Raw genomic sequence first — 24,359 nt, forward strand, 5'->3', positions numbered from 1 at the left:
AATCTTTTGAAAAAGTAAAAGGTGCCAGGCTCTAACATAACAATTCAAGATTGCATTAGAGCCTGACACCCGTTTTATTAGTTAATTTTTTTGCTCGTTCCCTGTAACACTTTTTTGTTCTTTTTCTTCCAGTTTTTACTTTAGGTATTCAGCAGTTTCTGTTTGCTCTCTTTCAATAGCAAATGCATAAGCATCCATATCTTTCATTGTATCACCTGAATACTTAACGTCTCTACTTGTCCCACTATAACAATATATTGTTATACAACTCCGGTTTCATTCTACCTTCATAAGCAGTTATTTTTAATTTTCTTATGCTCTTAGTCATGTAATTTATCAAGAAATTCCGTGAAATTTGCTGCAATGTAAAATACATTTTCTCTTGCACGTTCTTCAGCCTTCTCCTCCGTTAAACCTTCTTCTTGAATTAACATTTCTATTTCCCAAGCATTTTCATGTTCCCAAAAAACTACAATCGGATTATTCTCATGCTCTTTATAATCAAAACATATTAAGTTTCCTGAAGGGTCGAAGGCAAAAGGAATTATCTTTTTTGGAAGTGTATCCTTATAATCATTGAAAACTTCTAGTATATGCTCATCATCTTCACTGTCAAATGTTAGTAACGTTCCGAATACCTTTTCTTTTCCTTGCACTTGAAATAACTCTGGACTAACATGTGCACCGTTATAGTCCATAGCAACTTCTATATAATCTAAGGGAAATTTCACTCCTAATTTTTCTCCAACCTTCTCCACTTCTTCCTTAGTCACTTGTTCATCCCATGATCTCCATATTATTTTACTCATCTGATACCATCTCCCCATAGTTTATTTCCACCTAGATGATTCACTTTATGCGTCTTAGATACTACAAGTTGCATCTTGCCCGGTACCTGATGATGGTGCCATGTCAACCCTTTAATTCTGGCTTCCCCGTTTTCAATATCTCTAAGCTGTTTTGTTGTAAAAATTTCCGTAGTCGTTTTCCCTTGTTCAATTGCTTCTTTTAATAACCTAGTACTTTCTTTAAATTGTGTATCATCAGTTGCTTTATATAGATTCTCTTTTAATTTCAGTGAAAATTTAACATCATCACCTTTAAAAATTGGAAAACCTAGAATGTCATAATCTACGCCTTTCACATGTTTTCCTCCCGCTAATGCTTTATTAACAATATTATTCTTTGGTGAAGCATTTAAATAAGTCTCCACATGGCCCACTACGGCTTTGAATTCTTCAATATTATCATAACCATATTCCTTAATAGTTGTATCATCTACGACTTCCAAAAACTTTTCAACACTCTCATAGCCTTTTGGAACAATGGATCTATTAATCACGTTTCCATTTATATCATAATCATTTTTAATTACTTCATCAATTTCAGAACCTTTAACATTCCCTGTACCCTTAACACCACTCTCCACCCGAGCCATGGAGATTATCTGATCCTTCAATCCATTTGCATTCACCGCGTTATAAGGAACTTCACCTGCGATCGCAAACTGTGGACGGGGTCCGTAAGGCAATAGATTAGCTAATGATGCCGAGGCATTATTTACTGCTCCGGATACTCTTGGAACAGCTGCCTTTGTGGCCGCAACCCCTGATTTTGTAAGTGCACCCACACCCTTTGTTCCGACTATGGAAGTGGCGACTGTACCTAATGCGTAGGTTACCCAGTGGGCACGGGAATTGGCATCTCCATTCACCATATCACGTTCGTAGGAAGTAGAAATGGCCGATTTTATTACGTTGAATGTTTCTATTGGATTCGTAACCGCTTCTACTGTAGCGTCCAACGTAGCTTTTGGGTCCTGGATTATATCCACAATACCTGTGACAAAATCTTTTCCTACATCAAATAAACCCGTTAAAATTCCATCCACCACTTCTAAACCAGTATCTACTGCCGACTTTTCTTCCTCTACCTCACGCAGGCACATTTCTGCTTCGTTTGTCGGCGTCGTAATGGTTAACGGGGGACTACAGGAAGCGAGCTCTGCCCAACGATCTGTTTGGAAGTGAATATCCGTAAGATTATTGTTGAACATATCTTCTATGTTATGAATCCATGTTTCCATTGCATGCATGTGTTGCATCAAATTCTTGCAGCCTATTTACTGTGTCGTCTCTCTTTCTTTTTGCATCTAGAACACCCTCCTGTACTCCACTATCATCCAGATGTGGAAGGGCCATGATATCGCTCACCTGGTCCATAATACTGTTTGACTCATTCGTTAGATTTGCAGTCAATTGTGCGATTGTAGTAAGTCCCAGCTCTACCTCACCTACTAGAAATTGCTCTACTATATGACCTGAAGTATCTGGTTCGAGGGCATCAAGAGCGCTTTTCATTTGTTGAAGTACTTGCTTATAACCAGCAGCAGAGACTACAAAGTGTTGGAGTAGCGGCAGATGACATTCCGCATAGAAAGCTCGGATTGCATCGCCTCCTACTCCTTTTAGTTCTTCATCCATCGCTACTAATCCTTCTACGGCACGATGGATTGCTTCTACTTCGCTTTCTAGCCTGTCTAACATTGTGATATTTCTTTTTAGACCGTCTTGAAACAAGTCTACGTCTAGTACTTTCATAGGCTCACCTTAGTTTCTTTTCTTCTATTGAAAGAATGTAAGTGGCATCTGTTAACTCTAAAACATGATATCTCCCTTTCCTGGTCCATCAAACTCCTCCTCATCCCTATTAGTTTTAATATTCCATTTTTTATAATAAAGGTAAGATGGAATTCAGTGAAATTGGAAAAATGATCCTTAAGAAGTCTAAGGTTTGCATTAAAACCAATACGTATGTCATAAACCAGTTTCTATTTAGGAATACAAATACCTATCTATATATATAAGTTTTATAGTTCTTGAATATCGGTAAATTATCTCATTTGTTAAAGATAGAATAACGCCCATAATAGGGAAACAGAGCGGTAGCGAATTGAATTAAATGGCCGTTAAAATCTTCACTACAGGGCAGATGCTTTCCATCCTGTAGTGAAAAACAATAGAGCTTGCTATTTACTTAGTTCTAGCAGTTCTTACAAAGTCCATTATTTGTAAATATACTTCCAGTAAATGGTGTAAAGCGACAAACCGGACTAGCAGATCCGTTCAGCAAGTTCGAAGGGTTTTACCGCTCAGTTTCCCTATACCACTATTAAATTATAAACACTCTGTTCCTATGCTTCTGGTAAAAAGTTACCCACATGTCTAGGTCTTCTCTAGTTTCCTAACCAATAAAAAATTCGCCTTAAACCAGCTCTCACTGATTTAAGGCGAATTATAATCTTTAATAGACTGTATTGTTACTTATTCATTCTCGAAAGAAAATCTCCAAGTAAGTCATCTAAGCTTTCGGTTTCGACATTTTCCACAGAATCTTCTTCAGTGGAAGCATGCTCATGTTTTACTTGCTCCCAGTCAAAATTCATCAAATCATCTTCTAGTTCGTCAGCAAGCATTTCTTGTTGAATCTCTTCTGGTTCTGTCGAATTATTTGCGTAAGGACTTGTATCTAGATCATTTTTTACAGTTTCCGTCGGCTCGGTTTGTAAATACAGGGCTTGGTCGATATCTAAAGCATTGCTGTTAAGAGAGGCGAGAATAGACATTGCCCGAACAGGATCTGACAGCAAATGATAGACAATGTTTCCTAGCATAGCTTCTGAATGTGAGTGTTTTAGCCAATTGCGCTGTTCCTTACTTAGCTGTTTTGGCATTGGAATGGTAATAATTTCTCTATCCTTGGATAAGGAATTACTCACACCTTCCGTAACAAACTCGGCTATTTTGCTAGAAAAGTTTCTTCTCTCTGTTTCTTTTAACTTTTGCATTTGCTTTAAAATATGATCAGGAGTATCAGAAGGGAGCCGAAACGTAATAGCTTGTCCCCTTTGAATACTTGATTTCCCTGACTTTTCCATGAAATCACCCTATTTTTATACTTTTTGTATCGTTGCCTCAGCTTTTTTTGTCTCTTTAGCATTCTTTCTAACAAAATCAGAGATTAGTTTGTGATAAGCATTTGCCATCATCCAAATGCTCTCTTTTTCATCTTCAAAGAATTCGATATTGTAGCCATTCAAGTTGTTATTTAACGTTTTAATATAATCTTTTAAAACGATTGACCCGCCGCCTACAAAATAGCAGATCTCTGTTTGGGAATTTTTTTGCCATACATTACGTAAATGACGATATTCTTTCTTCGCTAAGTCTAAAAGAATACGATCTGTAATATCATGAACGCTTGTACGACTACCGTTCACCATAATATGATTTCGGTCATTCTTTCTAGTGATGATATCTACAACATCTCTACGACTGTCTAATTCCACACCATGTTTTAGTCTAATTTCTTCTCGAATAGACTCTAGCGCTTCGGAAACGCCTAGATTGAAGCCTTGTGCTTTATCGTCGTCCACATTACGATTCTTAATGACTGCCACATCAGTTGATAGGCCACCAATGTCTTGAATAAGAATGCTTTTATCTACTAAATCTCTATTTATAATGTTTAAATCATTATCCATTACTAGGTTGATATAAGCTGCGAATCCTTCAGGGTATATTTTAACTTCATCAAATTTAATATTTACTTTTAGTCCTTGGTATTTAGGTGTTACTAAAAATTCAACTTGATGAACTGATCCTAAGAGCTGTGAACGGTAGCCCACGTCTTTTCCTTCTTTTACTTCACGAAGGGGCAGACCAGTACCTAACGTATAGTTTGCATCTATTACATTATTATTCTTTTTAAATAGACCTGTGTTTTCTTCTCTAACTGCATCTAAAGCTAGAGTAGCAAATAACATGACTAATGTTTGATCTTCCTCTGATTTGTTACTTCCAGGGTCTAATTCAGTTGCATTATCGCTTTTTGTCGCTAAGCTACCAACACGATAAATTATATTATTTTCATTAAGGGCAGGGGAGTGTACTCTAATATGAATTCCTTCGATAGGATCCTTATCGTTTAATTCCTCTATACCTATAACCGGTCTATCTTCTGTTGATACCGCAATTACATTGGGAATGTTTAGTTCATAATCCAATTTACCAAATAAAGCTTTAACTGAGTCATTTCCTACATCGATTGCACAAACTCTTGAAGTGTTCATCAAATCATCCCTTCTTTTTATAGGTTCTACCATTTTAAGGTTATCTCACAGGGATTACTCCGTCAATCCACCAAAAGGTGTATTCAAATTGTAAACATTCAAGCTAATTTTGTTTACAAGATATACAATCTTGTATACTTGTAATCTATTTTGTATACATCCTTGTTTAACAACATGCGTACTTATTTGTATACATGTTTACATTATTGAATACGTTATGTTTACTTATTGTATACTTGTATACACATCTAATTATTTTGCTTTTTAAGTAAAAGTAATCTTTTCTATCTTTATTATTTGATGCTTTTACCTCAACTAATATTATTTGAAAACAGGGGATTTCTGTGAAGAAATATCTACTAACTGTAATTATAAGATTTACTTCTCACTTACTCCTCTAAAGAAGAAATTTTAGTAAGAAAATTAACACCCCACTTTTCGCTTTCTTATAACAGAAATTATCTATTAACCACTTAAGCTAATCGGTTTTTTTATTTAATTAGTTTTAAGGGTGTTTAAGAACATTTAAACCCCTTCGCATGTTTTGGTATGGGATTATTATTAGAAAGGCCTTAAAAGGGCATATTTTAAGGCGAATTAGAAGGAGAACCTTAATAATACTGTTTACAGGAACCAAATACTATTAATTTTATCATTGTCATAAACAGAAAGATCCAAGATAAGCAATGCATGCTTTTCTTGGATCTTAAGTTTCTATTCAATCATTAGTATCTCTTTAATATCCTCTTCCGTCATAGTGGACAGTGTATCCTGCCCTGAGTGAATGACTTCATCGATGAGGCTTTTCTTCTTGTGTTGCAGTTGCGTAATTTTTTCTTCGATTGTACCCTTTGCTATTAAACGAATGATATGGACTTCGTTTTCTTGTCCCATTCGATGTGCACGGTCTGCAGCTTGCTGCTCCACCGCTGGATTCCACCACAAATCGTAAAGCACTACTGTATCTGCACCAGTCAGATTAAGCCCAGTTCCCCCTGCTTTTAGCGAAATTAGAAATAGATTCCCTTCTCCGTTATTAAAACGATCACATAATGCTACTCGCTCCTCTGATGGTGTTTGGCCGTCTAAGTAGAAATAGGGAATTCCCTCTCGGATTAGTTGCCTTCTAATAATACCTAGCATCTGTGTAAATTGTGAAAAGATGAGCACTCTTCTACCTGATATTCGACATTCCTCTAATAGCTCCATCAACTGTTCAAATTTAGCCGAGCTTCCCTTATAACCTTCCACAAAAAGAGCTGGATGACAGCATATTTGGCGAAGTCTTGTGAGCCCGGCCAATATTCTTATCCGATTTCTTTGGAGCTCCCCTTTTTTCAAATGCTTCAATGCATCTTGTTTAAGCTCAGCCAAATAGGCAGCATATAACGCTTTCTGCTCTATTTGTAACTCGGAATACAGCATTGTTTCTGTCTTGTTTGGTAATTCCTTCAGTACATCCTGTTTCATGCGGCGCAATATAAACGGGCGTACTCGTTTTGCTATACTATCACGGTTTAATTCACTAAAGGCTCTTCTTCCTGGCAATAACTCTGGAAACACAACGTGAAATATTGACCAGAGCTCATCTAATGCGTTTTCGATCGGCGTGCCGGTAAGTGCAAAACGATGCTCTGCTTGAATCAATTTCACCGCTTTTGCTGTTTTGGTGAGTGGGTTTTTAAAAGCCTGTGCTTCATCTAAGAACAACGTATGAAATAGGCGATTCCTATATAGCTCTGTATCCATTCGAAGCGTTGGATACGAGGTAATTACTACATCTACATGAGCACTCTGTTTCCACAAATCAGCTTTTTTGGTTTTATTGCCATCTATCACCTGTGTTTGAATATGTGGCGTGAATTTTTCTAACTCATTCTTCCAATTGTATAGGAGGGAGGCTGGGCATACGATTAGTATCGGTAAATGACGAGTGCGGGCATCTGAAAGAACCGATTCAATGAAAGCAATGCTTTGAAGCGTTTTACCAAGTCCCATATCATCAGCAAGGATACCTCCGAATCTGTATTTTGCAAGTAACTGGAACCATCTAAATCCTACTTTTTGATAATCTCTAAGGACCCCTTCTAAAGGGATTGGACTATCCAACTCTAAGTTTTCAGGGTTGTGTAAGTTTTTCATTAGCTTAGCAAATTTTTCTCCCGGTTCTACCAGGTCACTTTGCTCTAAGGAGTCGATCATTTGCATTCCTTTTATTAATGGAACTCGAATTACTTCTTCCATCGTATCCGTCGTAATTCCCATATCAATAATGAAGCTAGATAAAGCTTGGTATTCAGGTGTCTCAAGTGAAACTAAGTTGCCACCTGGAATGCGGTAAAACTTTCGTTTTTCTTCAATAGAAGCCATCAGCCGCTGGATTTCCTTTTCCGAAATTTCTTTTAGATGGAACTTAAACTCTAGCCAATCTGTTCGTTCCTTTACTTCGACTCTTATCCTTGGACCAATATAACCTCTTTGCACACGCATTTTCACGGCTGTCGAAGCATAAATCTGTATCCATTTTTCCATATTTCCAAGTTCGTGGTATAAAAAATGATACTCTGCTTCCTCGTCGTATAAAAAAAATCCACCTTCTGTTTGGGTAAAGGAGTTTTCCTCAAGCAATTTAATGACTTGAAGTTCCTTATTGCGCTGGCGTCTTATTCCTGGATAATGCGAAAATGTTTCTTCGGTTTCCTCGCATGGATTGATGACTAAATGCCCATAATGAAACTCTAATCCTACTAATAACCGGTGTTTCACTCGATCTAGGAACATCTTGATACGAAGTGGTGTTTCCCCTAGTCGTTTGGAAATAGATTCTGCAATTATCACATGACCAAGCTTCATCAAACCGGGAATAACTTTTTCCATAAAATGATCTATTTGCTCGTCTGATATAACGAGTTGATGTGTTCCTGACTTATCCAGCATTGCTTTCAGCTCCACTAGCCTATTGCATTCATCTGCAGGAAGCTTATATAGGACACCGTCTGAAAGTGCATAGCCGTAAGCCTTTAATACGGTAATTTGCTCGAGACCTTTCACATTCAATTGATAGCCGGTCGTATTCCCTTCCTCAAATTCAAAGCTGAGAGAAAGCTCTTTTCCTATATGAACTCCGTCGAAAATCTGTCCACCCTGCATTACTCTAACTGCCGGTGCTTTTTTCAATAAAGGAAGTAGCTGCTCCCAATCCGAGACGGAGATAAGTAACAGTCCTTCTTGTAAGGCGGTTTTACTTTTTATTCGCTGGCTTTTCATCAGAAATTGAAGAACTTCATCCGTTTCTCTTGGAAAACTGAAGAGCTGTGGTGTATAGATCAAGCCCGGTGCATATTCAAAGGGTTCTCTACTTTCCATTGCACTCAAAAATTTTGCTATATGGGAGACCGGATGTAGCTTACGGGAACCAATACTTAACTGTATGCCTAATGCATACTCCCCCTCTGTTTGATAAACAGGACGGTATGTGAACTCCACATGCAATGTCTGTCTTTTATCAAAATGTAGCTGCTTACCGGTAGGAGCTGAGGATTTATTTTCAAATAGTTCTAGCATTTGTGCCGCTAAGTGATCCTCCGCCTGCTGCTTCTCTTCAATTGATAGTAGTACGGCCGCAATATGCTGGCAGTATGTCTGTACAAAGCTTATTTGCGGACATGTACAACTAGCTACTATTTTTCCACTGGGAGCTGCTTTTACCATGACATCAAAGCCATCCCCCACTGTCACACTGGCGGTAAAAACTGTGCTTTCTTTTTTAGCTGGGTGAAGATTTACTTTTTCGGCTTGAAAGTATGCCTTCCCCTTTTTAAATGCAGTAACGCCGCATAGTTTTTTGATTTTTGTTTCATTCATCGAAAAGTTCATATTGTAGTCCTTTCTCGATTACTGTTAGTTATCTCTGTTATGGATTTGTTCTGTTTGGTAATATCTTAGCATGTTTTGTGTTGAAACATGGAACAAGGTGAAGGTCAATTTATTTTGATATAATGATATTTATGTCAACAAATGGAGTGAAATAGATGGAAATCGTAAGCCAACAGCTTTTAAAATATGGAATGGATGCTACCTTAGTAAGATATCTATCCATTGTTATTACCATAATCTTAATAATGATTTTCTGCATAATAGCGAACTTTATCACGAAAAAAGTAGTAATTAGGATGATTACCAAAATTGTTAACAACACTAAGTTCCATTGGGATAATGTCCTTTTAGAAAGAAGAGTTTTTCATAAATTGTCGCATATAGTTCCTGCAATTATAATTTACTACTTTGCTTCCACTTTTCCATCCTTTCAACATTTGATAGAAAAGGGAGCAATGGTCTATTTAGTTATTATGGGTTTAATCGTTATTAATAGCTCTTTAAATGCAATGAATGATATATATCAAACATATGAAGTATCTAAGACCAAGCCTATTAAAGGATATATTCAAGTAATTAAAATTATTGTCATAACGTTTGGAATTATTCTCGTCATCGCAAACCTGATGGGAAAAAGCCCCCTTCTTCTTCTAAGTGGAATTGGTGCTCTCTCAGCTGTATTCATGTTGGTTTTTAGAGACTCGTTATTAGGCCTTGTTGCGGGAATTCAGTTGTCGACTAATGATATGGTTCAAGTTGGCGATTGGATTGAAATGTCTAAATACGGGGCAAACGGAGACATTATTGATATCTCCCTCAATACCGTTAAGGTACAAAACTTCGATAAAACGATAACGATGATTCCAAGCTATGCGCTAATATCCGATTCTTTTATCAATTGGCGAGGGATGCAATCCTCTGGAGGCCGGCGGATTAAGCGTTCACTAAATGTCGATGTAAATAGTATTGTATTTTGTACAGAGGAAATGATCAGTAGCTTTAAAAATATCCATCATCTTTCGGACTATATTCCGCTTCGAGAACGTGAGATTACAGAGTACAATAATAAAAATAAAATTAACAAAAGTAATCCCGTGAATGGTAGGGCGCTTACGAATATCGGTGTATTCAGAGCGTATATTAGCAACTATCTTCGAAATCATTCTGGAATTAACCAAGAAATGACCTTAATGGTTAGACAATTAGCACCAACCGAACACGGATTACCAATAGAAATATATGCATTTACAAATGATGTAGCATGGGCTGTGTATGAGACAGTTCAAGCCGACATTTTTGATCATCTTTTTGCCATTGCTCCAGAATTTGGAATTCAAGTATTCCAGAATCCATCTGGGAACGATTTGAAAAAATTTACGAATATATAAGGACGAGCTATTACTGTAAACCATCAGTAGTAGCTCGCTTTTTTGTTTGATATATACCAAATAGACTCTCTTTTAAGAGATTAGAAACTTTCTTAAAATTTTTTATAAATTCAAGTATAAAAGTTAGATAGATTGACTATATTGTTAATAGATTATGAGATAACAAAAAAGGAGGAAAGAAAATGATGAGTCCATTTGAGTTACCAGAGCAACTACCAGAAACATTGGAAGAGTTATTAAAGTTGTTATTACACACAGTCATCGCTTAGGAGAGATTTAAATACAAAACATTAACCAAAAACATAGAGAAGTAGATATTTCTACTTGTTGGAGTAGAAATATCTACTTATTTGAAATTATTACGTCTAACTTTTTTAGAAATAAAATCTCCGTTTACCTCCTTCTCTCACCCTACTCTTCTAAGTAATTGTCTTTTATTCGTCTATCCAATTTCAAATTCCTCCTTCTTTTTTTTGTTTATCCAGAATTCAATTGGGTATTCTATAAAACAAGTAACATATCAAATCTTAAAATAATAGGAGGAACACTATAATGGCAGATAAAAAATATGTTGGATCATTCAGAACGGAAGAGGAAGTATTGCATAAGATTAAAGAGTTAAAAAATGAAGGTTATGTCGAAAATGATATTTATGTAGTTACCAATGATAAAGATTCTTTATCAATTGTTCGTGGTCAGACTGATGTGGATCTCGTATCAGCTGATGGAAACTGGTTAGACAAGTTTATAGCCTTTATGAGCGGAGATGAACCTGTTCGTGCAGCATTCCATGACATGGGCTTTACAGAAGAGGAGTCACAACGATACTACAGCGATGTCAAAGATGGTTCATTTTTACTTTACGTAGACAAGAATTATGGGACTATTTACGACGACAAAAATATCGATTTAGGCACAGGCGCAGGTTACGTTGGTGCCAATATCGATTCTACCGATACGGCTTATGTGGGGGACAATACCAAAGAAGAACATTTGCAGCTTCATGAGGAACGATTATCGATTGACAAAGAACGCCAACTGGCAGGTGAAGTAAACGTCGATAAATACGTTGTAGAAGAGCAAGAAACAGTGGAAGTTCCTGTTGAAAGAGAAGAAGTATACATCGAAAGACGCGCGGTCGATGCAGAGACTGCGGCTGGAGAAGTATTCGATGATGGCGAGAGTATTCATATTCCTGTCATGGAGGAACGCGTTGAAGTGACAAAACGCCCAGTGGTAAGTGAGGAAATTGTTGTAGGTAAGAAAAAAGTAAAAGATACCGAGACGGTTAGCGAGACTGTTCGTCGTGAACAGGCAGATATCCACCGTACTGATGGGATTCCTAATGATCCAGATGCTATTTTAGAGAGAAATGCTTTGGATAATGACCCTTTAGAGGAAAATATATTAGGTGAAGATACATTTGATAAACGAAATAAGCTTTAATTGTTATTGGCAAGTCAACCAATGATGAAAATCCCAACCATTTAAAATGGTTGGGATTTCTTATTTCAAGGAGAATGCTTCAAGTATTCCTTTCACTCGTTCCACATACGGCTCTTTATTATACGATTGATACAATTGACTAGAAAGTCGTATCGGATCACCAAAGAAAAAGCGTTCATACAACGTTTGGCGTGTGCCAAATGGACTCATAGTTAAATCCCAAGCTAGACGAAAAAGTTTGACACGCTCTTCTGCATTTTCCCCTCTGGATTGTAGGTACAGGTCTAAGTCTTTTCGTATAGACGACTGAAAAGCAAGCTCTGTTGGAACAGTCATCAATCCACTAGCACCTAACAGCTGAATGATTTCCGTAAATCTTGGATAAATACGTGGAAATATATTAATACCAACAAGTAGTGTTGTACTGTCTGGACGCATTCCCCCCCATTCATCCAACTTTGCTTCTACTTCTGACTTGATGACTAATGCTTTCATCGTTTCAAGTCCCACTATAATCTCAGCAACCTTCTCCTGCACATGTTTGTATTCGGATATATTAATCGTGTTGATAATGGACTCTGCGATGCCTAATATAAATTCAGTTTTCACGATTTGTCTCGACACCACTTGATGCAATGCAAAGGCTTGAAAAGAGCTAGTTATTTGGAAGCTGTTCGCAATTGCTGAATTATCATAATAAAATACGCGCTCCCATGGCACCAGCACATTATCGAACACCACAATACTATCCATTTCTTCAAAGCGTGAGCTCAAAGGATAATTAAATGCAGAGTCTCCACCTACAAATGATTCCCTACAGATAAATTTTAATCCTTTACTATTACTGGGGATGGAAAAAGCAAATCCACTCTCCTCATCCAAAATTCCTCCTGCAGAAAGAACCAAAATTTCGTCTGTGATTCCCCCTTGTGTCGCTAATAATTTTGCTCCTTTTACAACAATTCCCTCTGCGTTTCGCTCCACAATTTTCGCTACTATAGGCTCACTGTTTTTTTCAAAGTAAAATTGTGTCCTATTCACTTGTGGGTCGATAAAAGTATGTGTCATCGATAGATCCTGCTCGCGAGCATATTCATAGAATGCTAGCAAATGTTCAGGAAAACAGTTTTTCTTACCTCTCAATAGCTCGGATGATGATGCTAGAGCCATTAAAGTCGTATTCATATAGTCCGGGCTTCTTCCCATAAGCCCATTAGTTGATTTTGCCCACTGTTGAATCATTTTTCTTCTTTTAACTAAATCCTTTTTGGTTTTAGGCTGAAAATAAGACATACCTACAAGTTCGCCAGTAGATGGCGATGGATAAGTCATCATCTCTTTTAGCGAATCATCATGCTGTAAATCATACAAGGCTGCTTGGCTCTTCATAACTCCTTTAAATGCAGGATGCTCCGAAATATTACCTATCACTCGTTCACCATCTATCCATACTTCCGTTTTTAACTTATCAATCCTTTCGATGTATTGCTTTCCCGTAATCGTTGGCATACTTCCACTCCTCGATGGTACAAGCTGATTGTTTCGAATTTCCTTTGATGTATACTATTAATATTTGCCAATGATTGTTACAGAGGGTCAAGTAGGATGTTTTATTCGTATAGGAAGAAAACGATCCCTTAACCCATTTAGTTGTTCCTCTATGACTGCTTTCCTTAGTCTTGTAGTTGCTCTTTTTTAGAAATGGATTGCTCTCGACCATTTTATTCCACAGAAACAGAATCATCACTTGAAATTTTCTCAAGTAATCATGTACCTTAGTATAAAAGGGGTGTTTCTAGCATGCAAAATGCAAGTTTTGTAGCTTCATGGAGTGGTGGAAAAGATTCTGCATTGGCTTATTACCGAGCAGTACAATTAGGAATGACGCCGAAAAAAGTGCTGACGATGTTTGAGGAAGACGGGGAAATTTCTAAGTCGCATGCACTTCCATTAGAAGTCGTACAAGCCCAAGTAGAGCGACTTGGCGTGCCTTTATTAACAAAAGCAGCTAGTTGGGGTACTTATGAGCATCAATTTACTAATGCGATGGATGCTTGCCGAGAAGAAGGAATTACACATGGGGTGTTTGGCGACATTGATCTGGAAGGACATTTAGAATGGGTGCAAAAAACATGTGCAAAGTCGGATATTATAGCGGTGCATCCGCTTTGGCAAATGACAAGAAAATCTGTTGTGGACGAGTTATTAGCTGAAGGGTTTGAAGCTTGGATCATTGTTGTAAACACAAAGATGATGCCCGCTAAGTATGTTGGGGAAAAATTGACGAGAGAGATTGTAGAGGAACTCGAGCTTGCTGGCATTGATGCTTGTGGAGAAAACGGTGAGTTTCATACGGTTATAGTGGATGGACCAATTTTTTCTTCTCGGATTCCGGTTATTATTGGTGAGCCAGTGCATCGAGGAGATTATGTATTTTCGCCAGTTTCACTTGAAGAATAAGTAAGTAGTTTAGCTGATTCTATTTGTGATGAGTTTTTTGTCGCTTTCGAGTATTGGTTTGTCGCGTTCACTAGTGGTTTTGTCGCGCTCGAGTACTTGTTTGTCGCGTTCATGGCCTCTTTTGTCGCGCTAAGGATATCTTTTCCAAAAATTATTGTTTTAACAAGAAAATAATTACATTCATCTTTGGTTAAAAAGGACTTTCCATAATCGGAAAGCCCTTTTCCTTATTATCTTACAGCCTTTGCCGGGAAATAGCGTTTTTTCAATTGAGTCGACAAAATTTCCAGTACAATCGCTAATAATAAGATTATATATGTGATTAACCCAACTTCTCTCATATCAAAGTAGAATCCAGACGCCATGAACAGTTCAAATCCAATTCCTCCTGCTCCGGCTGCAGCTCCCATTGCGACAGCTACGGAGAAGTTAATCTCGAACCTCAGGAACGTCCAAGATAACAAATACGTAAAAGTAGAGGGTAAAACAGCGTGTGTAATAATATGCCACCAATTAGCCCCAGTTGCCGTCAATGCTTCTAAAATTCCTTTATCCACTTCTTCGAATGCCTCTGAAAATGCTTTAACCAAGTAAGCGATGGAATGAAAAAGCATCCCTAGTACAGCTGCTTCGCTCCCTAGACCTGCAGCAATTGCAAAGATTAAAACCCATAACACAGTCGGTACTGCGCGAATAAAAGCTACGACAATTCGAACAGCCTTAGATACCCAGAGGTTAGATAAATTGGTTGCAGCCATTAGTGCTAAAAAAAATGCGATAACTGCTCCTAGAATCGTTGCTAGAAAAGCTAATCCTAAAGTAATCCCTACTTGATAAATGGCTTCTCCCCACGTGAAATGGCTTAAAGCCGGCTCTAAAAACATTGTTTTTAGATTATAGGCCGTCTCCGGGATAGCCTTCGATATATTCAGTCCCGCATAATTGAAAAAGAAAAAAGCTAATATTGTAAGAATGGTTAAAATGACGATTGTACCAGCCATGACTTGCTCTACTTTATTGCCTGATTTAATCGAAATTCGACCATTTGCTCGCCGTTTTACAAAGGGTGTAGTAGCTTCCATTATAAAATCACCTTCCGTATTCGGTTTGACATAAGTTCAATAATAATTACGGAGATGACGATGACGAAAGTAACTAGTGCTACTGCATTATAGTTAAGCGTCTTATAATACAAGTCAAAGGAATACCCAATCCCCGTTCCTGTTAAAATGCCAACTAGTGTTGCGCTCCGGATATTTGTTTCAATCATAAACAAAATCCAACTGATCATTTGAGGTAGGCATTGAGGAATAACCGCTTTGAAGACGATCTGAAAATAAGTAGAACCTGTAGCTCGGAGCGCCTCCACCGCACTATGACTAGCTTCATCTATCGTTTCAATAAATGCTCTCGTTAGAAAACCTAAAGAACCTACAAATAAGGCCAAATATCCTGTCATCGAGTTTTGTCCAAAAGACAGAAGAAGTATTAAAGCCCAAGCGACCACCGGAATATTTCTTGCAACAGAAGCAATAAATCGAGCGAATACACCTAATAAACTACTAGTGCCAGTCGTTTTGGACCCCATTAACCCTAAAAATAATGAAAAGATTGTCGCTGTTGTTGTTGCTGCAATGGACATAAGAATCGTTTCGGCTAATTTCTCCAATATTTTAGGCAATCTTTCCAGTGTTTCTGGTGTTATAGTCAAATTAGAAAATATCCATGTAATGGCATTCGGTAAAGTGGCAATCCCATGTATGATATTAAAGTTTGTAATATCAGATGCTAAATAAGTAAATGTGATAATAATCGCTACCCAAATAATCGTTTGCCATTTTCGCTGGCTCCGCATTGCTTTTTCATTCACGTTTAGTTGCTCCTTACACAGTGACTAGCTTTCTAGTCTCTACTGTTTTTGTCCTATAGATTTCGTCTGTATGAGCAGAAGTTAGCATAAAGCTCGGACCGTCAAATACCACGTTACCTTTACTTAAACCAATAATTCGATCTGAATAACTACAAGCGATTTCTACTTGATGGAGGTTGACGATGCACGCAATATTTAGTTCTTTTGTGATTGATTTTAAGTAGTCCATAATGATTTCAGAAGAATTGGGATCAAGTGAAGCAATTGGTTCATCGCAGAGCACCAATTTTGGTTCTTGAATTAGTGAACGGGCAATACCAACTCGTTGCTGCTGTCCCCCACTTAACTGATCACATCTTTTATATGCATGATCTGCAATGCCTAACTTTTCTAACAGAAAAAATGCATGTTCTTTTTCAAGCTCCGTAAATCGGTTAAATACACCTTGTAAGGTTGTTTTGTAACCTAAACGACCATGTAATACATTTTCAATAACGGAAAGTCGTGGCACGAGATTATAATGTTGAAAAATCATCCCTATATTTGTGCGCATTTTACGTAGTTCCTGTTTGTTCAAACTTCCAACATCAAGCCCATCAAAAATGACATTTCCTTCATCGATTTCAACCATTCGATTAATGCATCGTAAGAGTGTCGATTTTCCTGCTCCAGATAGACCGATAATCGAAACGAACTCACCAGCTTCTACTTCAAAACTAACATCCTTTAATACTCTCGTTTGCGCATTATAAGACTTACCTAGGTTTTTCACTTCCACTAACGTCACGCTTTTACCCTCCTTTTTGTAAATTGGAGCATGCACGTTAATACATGCATGCTCCAATTGTCCTTAAATATCTTTACAATTAGTTAGAAAGCTCACGGATTGGATCGAACCATGCATCTTCTACTTCTGCAAATCTTTCATTTTCTGTTTTGAAAAATAATCCTGGTTCTCCAGAGTCTTTTGGAACGAAGATTCTCTCATTGTTTGAAATCTCATCCGAAGAGAATAATTCTTTTAATGTATCATAATCCTCTTGTCCTAAAGCATCTAAGTTCGCTGCGAATGGTGCGTTTAATACTGGTGTAACCGACATTAAGATAAATTCTTTTCCAGTTACTGTGTTAAATGGTTCAGCTGCATCGTCTTTTACTTTGTAAACAGATCCTACTTTATTTTCTTCTCCTTCTATAACTTCTACATAGTTTCCTACGCAAGTGTCACAGAAAGCTGCTACCTCTGAGTTGTTACTCAATAAATTTACTGCTGAACCTTGGTGTGAATTTCCGAATAATACTTGGGAGAATAGTGGTCCACCTTCCATTAGATCTTCCGGCACTAAATCTTCAAAGCCCGATTTTTCGGCATAGTATCCGATAATAGATGAGGATGGAACGACAAATCCTGAAGTTGAACTATTTGAAACGAAAGACATACTTTTTTGTTCTAATGTATCTAACGAAAATTCTCCGTCTACTTTAAAATCATCTTGTGCATCTACATTTACCGCTAACCAGCTATGATACAATGCATCATCTAATGTACCAGATGCACCAGTAGGAACTACTAAAGGTTGTATTGCATCATTTCCATTTTTTGCTTCGATATATCCTTGAGCTCCCATAAAAGCAAGGTCAGCATTATTATTGACCAATGTTTCAATGGCAATTGCATAATCTGTTGTTAATTGGTGCTCCACTGTTTTACCTGTTGCTTCTTCAATTACTCTACCGATTTCATCACGGGAAGATTTCATATCTGTTCCAGACTCATTTGGGTACCAAGCAATTTTAATCACGTCATCCACTTTTGCATCTTTAGCTCCAGCTGTTCCTTCTGAGCATGCTGATAATAATAGAGCAACTACTAAAAATAGGCTAATTCCAAACCAACTTTTCTTCATTACTAATTCTCCTTTTCGCTAAATAAAATGGCATTGCAATGTTGTAGCTCACCTTACTTTTATATTGAACCACATTACTTTTTACAATTGTGGAAATTTACAGTAACTTTATAAAGGATTAACCTTATTTACACCAATTTTTTTTTAACTTTTAAGAAGGTGTGAAGGGCTAGTAACCTCACCAACTTCGATGGTCGCTCCGTATGCGCCGTGAAAATCTGTGCCGCCTGTCATAACCAGTCCATATCGCTCAGCTAAGGCTTCTACCTTTTGGTAATCGCTAGCAGTATGATCTGGATGATTTCGCTCGATTCCCCCCAACCCATACGGTACAAGCTCGGGAATCAAGTCATAGGAATCTAGCTGACCGGGATGGGCCACTACAGCAAGTCCCCCATCTGCTACAATTGCTTTTATAGCATCCACCGCGTCGATGTAGACAATGTCCCCTGATGCCACCCCTTCACCCTTAAATAAGCTTTTATATAGTTGCTTGTATGTAAGAGATGTATAATCAGCTTCCGTTAATTGACGCATAATATGCTGCTTGTAGATTGTCTCTGAAGGCTTAGCAGTTTCTCTGATTTTCTCTACATCCAGGTCGTATCCTGCTTTTTGAATTTGTTTTATTTGCCATAGAGAATGGGTCTGACGCCGTTTGAGTAAGTCGTCACATATCGAACCAATATGTACCGCTCTAGTGTCATAGTTATAGCCGAGTATATGTACTTTTCGATTTCTTTTGAAGTCATACGCAGAGATTTCTATACCGGGTATGACTTCAATCCCATATTTTTCACCGAGCGTACATATTTTAGTTAGCCCTTTAACTGTATCGTGATCGACAAAGCTAATTTGGGTAACGGCTCGCTCCTTTGCAAGCTTCAGTACAGTTTCGACGGTTTCAGAGCCGTCTGAGTAGCTACTATGAACATGTAAATCAGCTTTCATGACTTACTACTTCTTGCGTTATCGTTAGTTGTCTTGTTTGCATGTCATATACTTTGTCGCATAGACCGTCCATAAATTCGATATCGTGGAAAATCCCAACTAAAGTTGTACCTTGTTTTTTTAATTTCTCGATGATTTCTCGAACTTTTATTTTGGATTGTTGGTCTAGGCTCGCGGTTGGTTCATCTAATAGTAATAATCTAGGCTTTTTCACGGTTGCCATCGCGATATTCAATCGCAGTTTTTCTCCACCTGAAAATGTATTTGGATAACTGTCCCATAGTTTCGGGTCTAACTCAAAATGAGCTAATGCTTTTTCTGCTTCTCCCCGTGCAACAGCTTCCGACTCACCCATTTCTAACAATGCGTTCGTTACGAGTTGACGACAGGTCGTTCGAGGCATGACACTTAAAAACTGTGACACATAGCCAATCTCATATTTTCTCAAATACAGCATTTGCCTTTCCGAGATCTGCGCCAAATCAATTTCTCCAAAGCGTTCGGAGTCGTACATAATTTTCCCTTCGTCCGGTAAATATGTTCGATAGATACTCTTTAGGATGGTGGACTTACCGCTACCACTCTTACCGACAATTCCGATGAATTCTCCAGCTTCCAATGATAGATTGATATTTTGGATAGCGGGCATCGTTTTTTCTAAATGATGAATGGTGAATCGCTTGCCAAAATCCACAATTTCTAGTATCGCCATGTGGCTATCTCCTCGTTTCATTATTTAATTCGGTAATTGGTTGTCGTGATTAAAACACCGTTGACCATTGTTGCAGTTAGCATCGGGTATCCATCTTCCATTCGTTCAATCACAAGAAGGTCAGCTTTTTTCCCGACCTTTATCGAGCCCAGTTCTTCATCCATGCGCACTGCTTTTGCAGGATTTAGTGTGACCATCATAAACATTTTGTGTAAATCATTATCGTGCTTTTCATGAAGTTCAAAGATAGCGTGTAGCAGCGCAGCAGGATAGTAATCGCTGCACAGAATATCCACACAATCATGCGAAATGGCTTCTGCTGCAGATAAATTGCCTGAGTGGGAGCCACCAAGCAACACATTTGGTGCACCTGCAATCGTATGTAAGCCAATTTCCTTTGCTTTTTTTGCAACATCAAGTGTTATCGGAAACTCACTAATCGTCGTTCCAAATGACTGCACTAGTTCCAATTTTTTTATGTCATCATCGTCATGAGAAGCAACCGCAATCCCTTTAGATAAAGCTATATCCGCAACTTCCTTCATCTTTTCAATCGTTAAAAACTCTGTGCTTTGTCGTTCGGCTATGAGCACATTTACGTCATCATCTGAAATATTGCGATACCCTTTTAATGTTTCACGATACACCTCTAAGTTCCGGTATTGTCCTTGACCTGGAGTGTGATCCATAAAGGATAATAAATGCACCTTTCCGTCCTCAATATTTTGGACAAGACTGTCTACTTCATCAATATTGTCTATTTCAAATCGTGCATGTAATCGATGGCGTATTAAATGCAATTCGCTGTGTGTAGCATCTATGGCATCTACCATACGTTGAATATTCTTTGGATTTCGCATCGGCTTATGGGTAAACACATCTTCTTTGTAAAAAGAAAGAGAATGGAACATCGTTGTAATACCATGGCTGATCAATATTTTCTCCGCTTCCCTTAAACTAATATTGAAGTCCATCATACTTGTCGGTCTTGGAGATGCAACCGTTTCGATATAATCTGAATGGATATCGATAAATCCTGGTGAAATATATCCACCTCGTGCATCTATTAGCTCCACATTAGGATAAGCTGACACTTCTTCCTGAGGGATAATCGCTTCAATAATCTCTCCCACAACTACGACTGCTTTCCCTTCGATAATTCCCTCTTCTGTTATAACTTTTCCATTATGAATAATATACAAAGTGGTCGTTCCTCCTAAAGTAATGAATAGACTAATTGTTGTGTGTACTCATGTTGTGGGTCTTCTAACACTTGATCTGTTAAACCTTCTTCGATAATTTTCCCGTTCAGCAAAACAATGGTGCGGTCTGCGAGCATACGAATAACAGCTAAATCATGTGATACAACAATCATGCTAATCCCTAAATCACGTTGTATTACTTTGATCAAATCGAGTACATTTGCTTGTACAGATAAATCTAGACCGGTCGTTACTTCATCCAAAAATAATATTGGGGGATTGTTTGATAATGCTTTCGCAATTTGAACACGTTGTTGCATCCCACCGGAGAAGTTTCTAGGCTCTTCTTTCATACGGTGTAATGGGATATGCACGTTTTCTAGTAGCTTTTTGCTTGTCGCTTCCATTTGACCAACATTTTTGTTTCCTGCTGCAATTAGTTTCTCTGCAATATTACCGACAGAGGAAAAGTTCATTTTCAAACCTTGCACTGGATTTTGATAAACCATGCCATAAACATGATTTCGGATAAAACGCTTTTGTTGCGCTGACATTTCAAATATATTTTTTCCTACCAAGTCGGGTGTGTGGATATATGCCTCTCCTGATGAAACTTCACTATCAAAATATAAACATTGCATCATCGTTGATTTTCCGCTTCCGCTCTCTCCGACAATCCCTAATACTTCTCCAGGGTACAAGTCGAATGAAATATCCTGGCAAGCATACAAGGTGCCACAACTTTTGCAAAAGTTTTTCACTAGCTTTCTTGTTTCCTTCTGCCGACACTCTAGACAGCCTGTACCGAATTGCTTCTGTAAATTTCTAACTTGTAATATCGGCTCTTCATACATAGCTCTTTTGAGCCTCCTCTTCTGCTTTTTTATTCAACTGATCCATACAGAAACTTGTATCATTGCATTGATGAATAGTTTCTCCTGTTTGTGGATCGATTAGTTCATCTAAAAAGACATCCGTGGAATTGCATAAATGACAATGCTTATCTTCAAAAGCTTCTACTGTAAACGGGTAATCTTCAAAAGCAAGAGATTCTACTTTTGTATAAGGGGGTACCGCATAGATTTTCTTTTCTCTTCCTGCCCCAAGCAGGATTAAAGCTTCCGATTCGTGCATTTTAGGATTGTCAAACCGCGGAATCGGACTAGGAGCCATCACAAAACGATCATTCACATAAACCGGATGATCTGCAGCAGTTGCTGTCTTACCGTATTTCATAATTTGCTCAAATAGCATGAGCCATGCGCCGCTATAATCATTTTCTGCATGCATTGTCTTTGTCTTAAGCTCGCTTGCTTCCACAGGGCGAAGTGGTTCTGGCATTGGAACTTGCAAGACAATTATTTGGTCTTTGGTTAGCGGAACTTCCGGTATACGGTGTCTCGATTGGATGAGGCTAGCTGTTTCTGTTTGTTCAGTTAGCTCTATACCGGTCGTGTCATGGACTAGTTTTTTTATACTAACGGCATTTACTGATTCGTCTGCTCCTTGGTCGATCACTTTCAACACATCAGATTTTCCAATGATGGAAAGAGTGATTTGCAAACCACCTGTTCCCCAGCCTCTTGCAATCGGCATCTCTCTAGAAGCAAATGGCACTTGGTAACCAGGAATTGCTACAGCCTTCATAATGGCACGACGAATTTCTTTTTTTGAACCTTCATCGAAAAAAGCAAAATGCGTATTAGTTTTCAACTTCCTGCACCTCTTTCTTCACTTGGCGTACACTGTCTAGCTTCGATTGGAACGTTACATAATGCGGTAATTTCAAGTGGGAAATAAACCCTGTCGACTCTACAGAATCGATATGCAATAAAACAAATTCCTCATCATGTGTAGGAAAATCAGCTTCTGGGTGCTCTAGACATTGATCCAAAATACTCATCGCAATCGCCTTTGTTTCGTTTTGCCCATAGCAAATGCCATAACCAATTTCAAATTGTAGTTCATATTCGTTGTTGGCATTTTTCACTTGTGTCGGGACAAATGACTCCACTTCCGTTACTTTAATATCTCCAATATAAAAATCATCCTCTATATCATGCTCCATTTCATTTGGATGCCCCACATAGATAGGGACAGCACCAACGCGCACCTCCCCAACGGTCGGATGCACTTGCCCATAACCTCTAAGTGAAGCATATCCTAACGATGTGACGGCACCTGTTTGCCCTCTTGTCATCACTTGCAGTCGCTCACTTCTAGTGGAAGGAAATTGTAAACTTTGTTTCGTAATATCTTTAGGAGCTGTGTTATTTCCTTCATAATTTTCAAAAAGCCCTTCTTCGCGTAAATAATCTACTACTTTAGGGAAATATTTCACTTCATCGAAAGCATCTACTTGCTGCAATTCTGTTTGGTAGTTTTGCAACCAACGCTGAATGTTTTCCGAGCTTTCATTTATTAGATCAAAATCTAATAAACGATGCGTATAATCATAGGTTGCACCTAATAATTGACCACCTGGAATATCTTTAAAACTCGCGGAAATACGACGCTCGACAAGCATAGTCTCCGGTTCCACCGTCTTACTATAATAAGGACGAGGCAATGTAGAACGATGTGCTCTCATAAGGAAAACGGCTTCTTCCATACTACCTTCCGCTTGCTTAATTGCTAGCGCCGCTAAGAAAGGTGAGTATAAGCTGCTTTCGGACATTACTTGATCAATCATCCCACGCATCGTGGACATAATAGTTTGAATTTCTATTGTTTCATTGCCTTTTAATCGCTCGTATTTTAAACGCTTAATAGAAGCATCTATTGCTTCCGTGCCACCTTTTACTGGAACGTAACCCATTAGCTCACCTCCGTAATTTCCACTGTAGTTGTGCGTGGAATACAGACAACTTGGGCATTCTCATCTGTGAAAATCAAGTCAATGCCTAGTGGATATTCCTTTGTTCGTTCGTTTCTTGCTTGCCATAATAGTGGGCTTAAACTTGTATGTAGCCTAGCTTCATGATGAATGCCAGGACCCGTTAATGTTAGTTCCCCTGAATTGGACAAGGTAGAACTTTCCATAATCCATATAGAGGAATGTTGTGGATCAATAAGCGTGCCATTTTTACACTCCAAAAAAGCATGTTGAATGGATTCCTCGGTATCTTCCTGCAAAACAATGATAAAATCCGCTTCGTTAATCGGTGCATATTTTGAGGATGTGTATGCAGATATTTTATCTATTAAGCTTTGTTGGGTTGAAGAAAGAATATGAAACGTCACTTCCGCATCCAAAAATGTCATTGCACTTAAGAACGTTGCATGGAAGCAAGACAGGTCAAAATCTACTTTCTTCGCATTATCAGCTAGCGAAGAAATGGTGCCTGGTCGCGACATACTATGCAATATTTTTCTATATACTTGCTGCAAATCATGTACTTGATCGATAGCCATAC

General features: G+C 38.2%; 21 protein-coding genes and 1 pseudogene. 3 read left to right on the plus strand and 19 right to left on the minus strand.

Annotated features, from left to right (window positions below; genetic code table 11):
• Positions 1-135: 135 nt before the first annotated feature.
• From ACIP9W_RS14325 to ACIP9W_RS14355, 7 genes and pseudogenes are all read right to left on the minus strand, one after another.
• Positions 136-228 (minus strand): annotated as a pseudogene (locus ACIP9W_RS14325) (ankyrin repeat domain-containing protein); the annotation flags it as partial.
• 92 nt (positions 229-320) lie between these two features.
• Complete coding sequence (locus ACIP9W_RS14330; RefSeq protein WP_400790621.1) at positions 321-809, minus strand: SMI1/KNR4 family protein; 489 nt, start codon at positions 807-809, stop codon at positions 321-323.
• Positions 806-2,104, minus strand: a complete 1,299-nt coding sequence (locus tag ACIP9W_RS14335) for an HNH endonuclease (RefSeq protein WP_400791086.1) — start codon at positions 2,102-2,104, stop codon at positions 806-808. Before ACIP9W_RS14335 ends, ACIP9W_RS14330 begins: the two co-directional genes overlap by 4 nt.
• Positions 2,067-2,600 carry a T7SS effector LXG polymorphic toxin gene (locus tag ACIP9W_RS14340; RefSeq protein ID WP_400790623.1) on the minus strand — a complete coding sequence of 178 codons (534 nt, stop codon included), beginning with the start codon at positions 2,598-2,600 and terminating at the stop codon, positions 2,067-2,069. The genes ACIP9W_RS14335 and ACIP9W_RS14340 overlap by 38 nt, the downstream gene beginning before the upstream one ends.
• Before the next feature lie 719 nt (positions 2,601-3,319).
• Positions 3,320-3,937, minus strand: coding sequence for a hypothetical protein (locus ACIP9W_RS14345; protein ID WP_400790625.1), 618 nt, complete (start codon positions 3,935-3,937; stop codon positions 3,320-3,322).
• Positions 3,938-3,952: 15 nt separating this feature from the next.
• Positions 3,953-5,131: an Alp7A family actin-like protein gene (locus tag ACIP9W_RS14350; RefSeq protein ID WP_400790627.1), complete on the minus strand. Its 1,179-nt coding sequence runs from the start codon at positions 5,129-5,131 to the stop codon at positions 3,953-3,955.
• A 714-nt stretch (positions 5,132-5,845) separates the two neighbouring features.
• Positions 5,846-9,007 (minus strand): DEAD/DEAH box helicase, encoded by a 3,162-nt coding sequence (locus tag ACIP9W_RS14355; protein ID WP_400790629.1) that lies wholly within the window; start codon positions 9,005-9,007, stop codon positions 5,846-5,848.
• Positions 9,008-9,162: 155 nt separating this feature from the next.
• On the opposite strand from ACIP9W_RS14355, the gene ACIP9W_RS14360 reads away from it, so the two are divergent.
• Together ACIP9W_RS14360 and ACIP9W_RS14365 are read left to right on the plus strand one after the other, a co-directional pair.
• Positions 9,163-10,395 carry a mechanosensitive ion channel family protein gene (locus ACIP9W_RS14360; protein ID WP_400790631.1) on the plus strand — a complete coding sequence of 411 codons (1,233 nt, stop codon included), beginning with the start codon at positions 9,163-9,165 and terminating at the stop codon, positions 10,393-10,395.
• A gap of 552 nt (positions 10,396-10,947) precedes the next feature.
• Positions 10,948-11,841, plus strand: a complete 894-nt coding sequence (locus ACIP9W_RS14365; RefSeq protein WP_400790634.1) for a YsnF/AvaK domain-containing protein — start codon at positions 10,948-10,950, stop codon at positions 11,839-11,841.
• Positions 11,842-11,901: 60 nt separating this feature from the next.
• On the opposite strand, the gene hpaB is transcribed toward ACIP9W_RS14365, so the two are convergent.
• A complete protein-coding gene (gene hpaB, locus ACIP9W_RS14370) occupies positions 11,902-13,350 on the minus strand; it encodes a 4-hydroxyphenylacetate 3-monooxygenase, oxygenase component (protein WP_400790637.1) in 1,449 nt (482 codons plus the stop codon).
• Positions 13,351-13,641: 291 nt separating this feature from the next.
• Here hpaB and ACIP9W_RS14375 point away from each other — a divergent pair, with 291 nt between their 5' ends.
• Complete coding sequence (locus ACIP9W_RS14375; RefSeq protein ID WP_400790640.1) at positions 13,642-14,301, plus strand: Dph6-related ATP pyrophosphatase; 660 nt, start codon at positions 13,642-13,644, stop codon at positions 14,299-14,301.
• A gap of 230 nt (positions 14,302-14,531) precedes the next feature.
• Here ACIP9W_RS14375 and ACIP9W_RS14380 read toward each other — a convergent pair whose 3' ends face one another.
• The 11 genes from ACIP9W_RS14380 to phnH form a co-directional block, all read right to left on the minus strand.
• The gene (locus ACIP9W_RS14380) at positions 14,532-15,383 is read right to left on the minus strand and encodes an ABC transporter permease subunit (RefSeq protein ID WP_400790643.1); all 852 of its coding nucleotides are present in this window, start codon (positions 15,381-15,383) and stop codon (positions 14,532-14,534) included.
• Positions 15,383-16,171, minus strand: coding sequence for a phosphonate ABC transporter, permease protein PhnE (gene phnE, locus ACIP9W_RS14385; RefSeq protein ID WP_400790646.1), 789 nt, complete (start codon positions 16,169-16,171; stop codon positions 15,383-15,385). The genes ACIP9W_RS14380 and phnE overlap by 1 nt, the downstream gene beginning before the upstream one ends.
• Positions 16,172-16,184: 13 nt before the next feature.
• Complete coding sequence (phnC, locus tag ACIP9W_RS14390; RefSeq protein WP_400790648.1) at positions 16,185-16,958, minus strand: phosphonate ABC transporter ATP-binding protein; 774 nt, start codon at positions 16,956-16,958, stop codon at positions 16,185-16,187.
• A 79-nt stretch (positions 16,959-17,037) separates the two neighbouring features.
• Positions 17,038-18,078, minus strand: coding sequence for a PhnD/SsuA/transferrin family substrate-binding protein (locus ACIP9W_RS14395; protein WP_400790650.1), 1,041 nt, complete (start codon positions 18,076-18,078; stop codon positions 17,038-17,040).
• A 144-nt stretch (positions 18,079-18,222) separates the two neighbouring features.
• Positions 18,223-19,029 (minus strand): PHP domain-containing protein, encoded by an 807-nt coding sequence (locus ACIP9W_RS14400; protein WP_400790653.1) that lies wholly within the window; start codon positions 19,027-19,029, stop codon positions 18,223-18,225.
• Complete coding sequence (phnL, locus tag ACIP9W_RS14405; RefSeq protein ID WP_400790655.1) at positions 19,019-19,741, minus strand: phosphonate C-P lyase system protein PhnL; 723 nt, start codon at positions 19,739-19,741, stop codon at positions 19,019-19,021. Before phnL ends, ACIP9W_RS14400 begins: the two co-directional genes overlap by 11 nt.
• A 20-nt stretch (positions 19,742-19,761) precedes the next feature.
• Entirely contained in the window at positions 19,762-20,943 is a 1,182-nt protein-coding gene (gene phnM / locus ACIP9W_RS14410) for a phosphonate metabolism protein PhnM (RefSeq protein ID WP_400790657.1), read from the minus strand.
• 14 nt (positions 20,944-20,957) lie between these two features.
• Entirely contained in the window at positions 20,958-21,797 is an 840-nt protein-coding gene (locus ACIP9W_RS14415; protein WP_400790659.1) for an ATP-binding cassette domain-containing protein, read from the minus strand.
• Positions 21,790-22,656, minus strand: a complete 867-nt coding sequence (locus tag ACIP9W_RS14420; protein WP_400790661.1) for an alpha-D-ribose 1-methylphosphonate 5-phosphate C-P-lyase PhnJ — start codon at positions 22,654-22,656, stop codon at positions 21,790-21,792. The genes ACIP9W_RS14415 and ACIP9W_RS14420 overlap by 8 nt, the downstream gene beginning before the upstream one ends.
• Positions 22,646-23,761 (minus strand): carbon-phosphorus lyase complex subunit PhnI, encoded by a 1,116-nt coding sequence (locus ACIP9W_RS14425; RefSeq protein WP_400790664.1) that lies wholly within the window; start codon positions 23,759-23,761, stop codon positions 22,646-22,648. The genes ACIP9W_RS14420 and ACIP9W_RS14425 overlap by 11 nt, the downstream gene beginning before the upstream one ends.
• A complete protein-coding gene (gene phnH / locus ACIP9W_RS14430) occupies positions 23,761-24,357 on the minus strand; it encodes a phosphonate C-P lyase system protein PhnH (RefSeq protein WP_400790667.1) in 597 nt (198 codons plus the stop codon). Before phnH ends, ACIP9W_RS14425 begins: the two co-directional genes overlap by 1 nt.
• Between the last annotated feature and the right edge of the window lie 2 nt (positions 24,358-24,359).

Origin of the sequence: Psychrobacillus sp. NPDC093180 (assembly GCF_044754065.1) — a bacterium.
GTDB lineage: Bacteria > Bacillota > Bacilli > Bacillales_A > Planococcaceae > Psychrobacillus.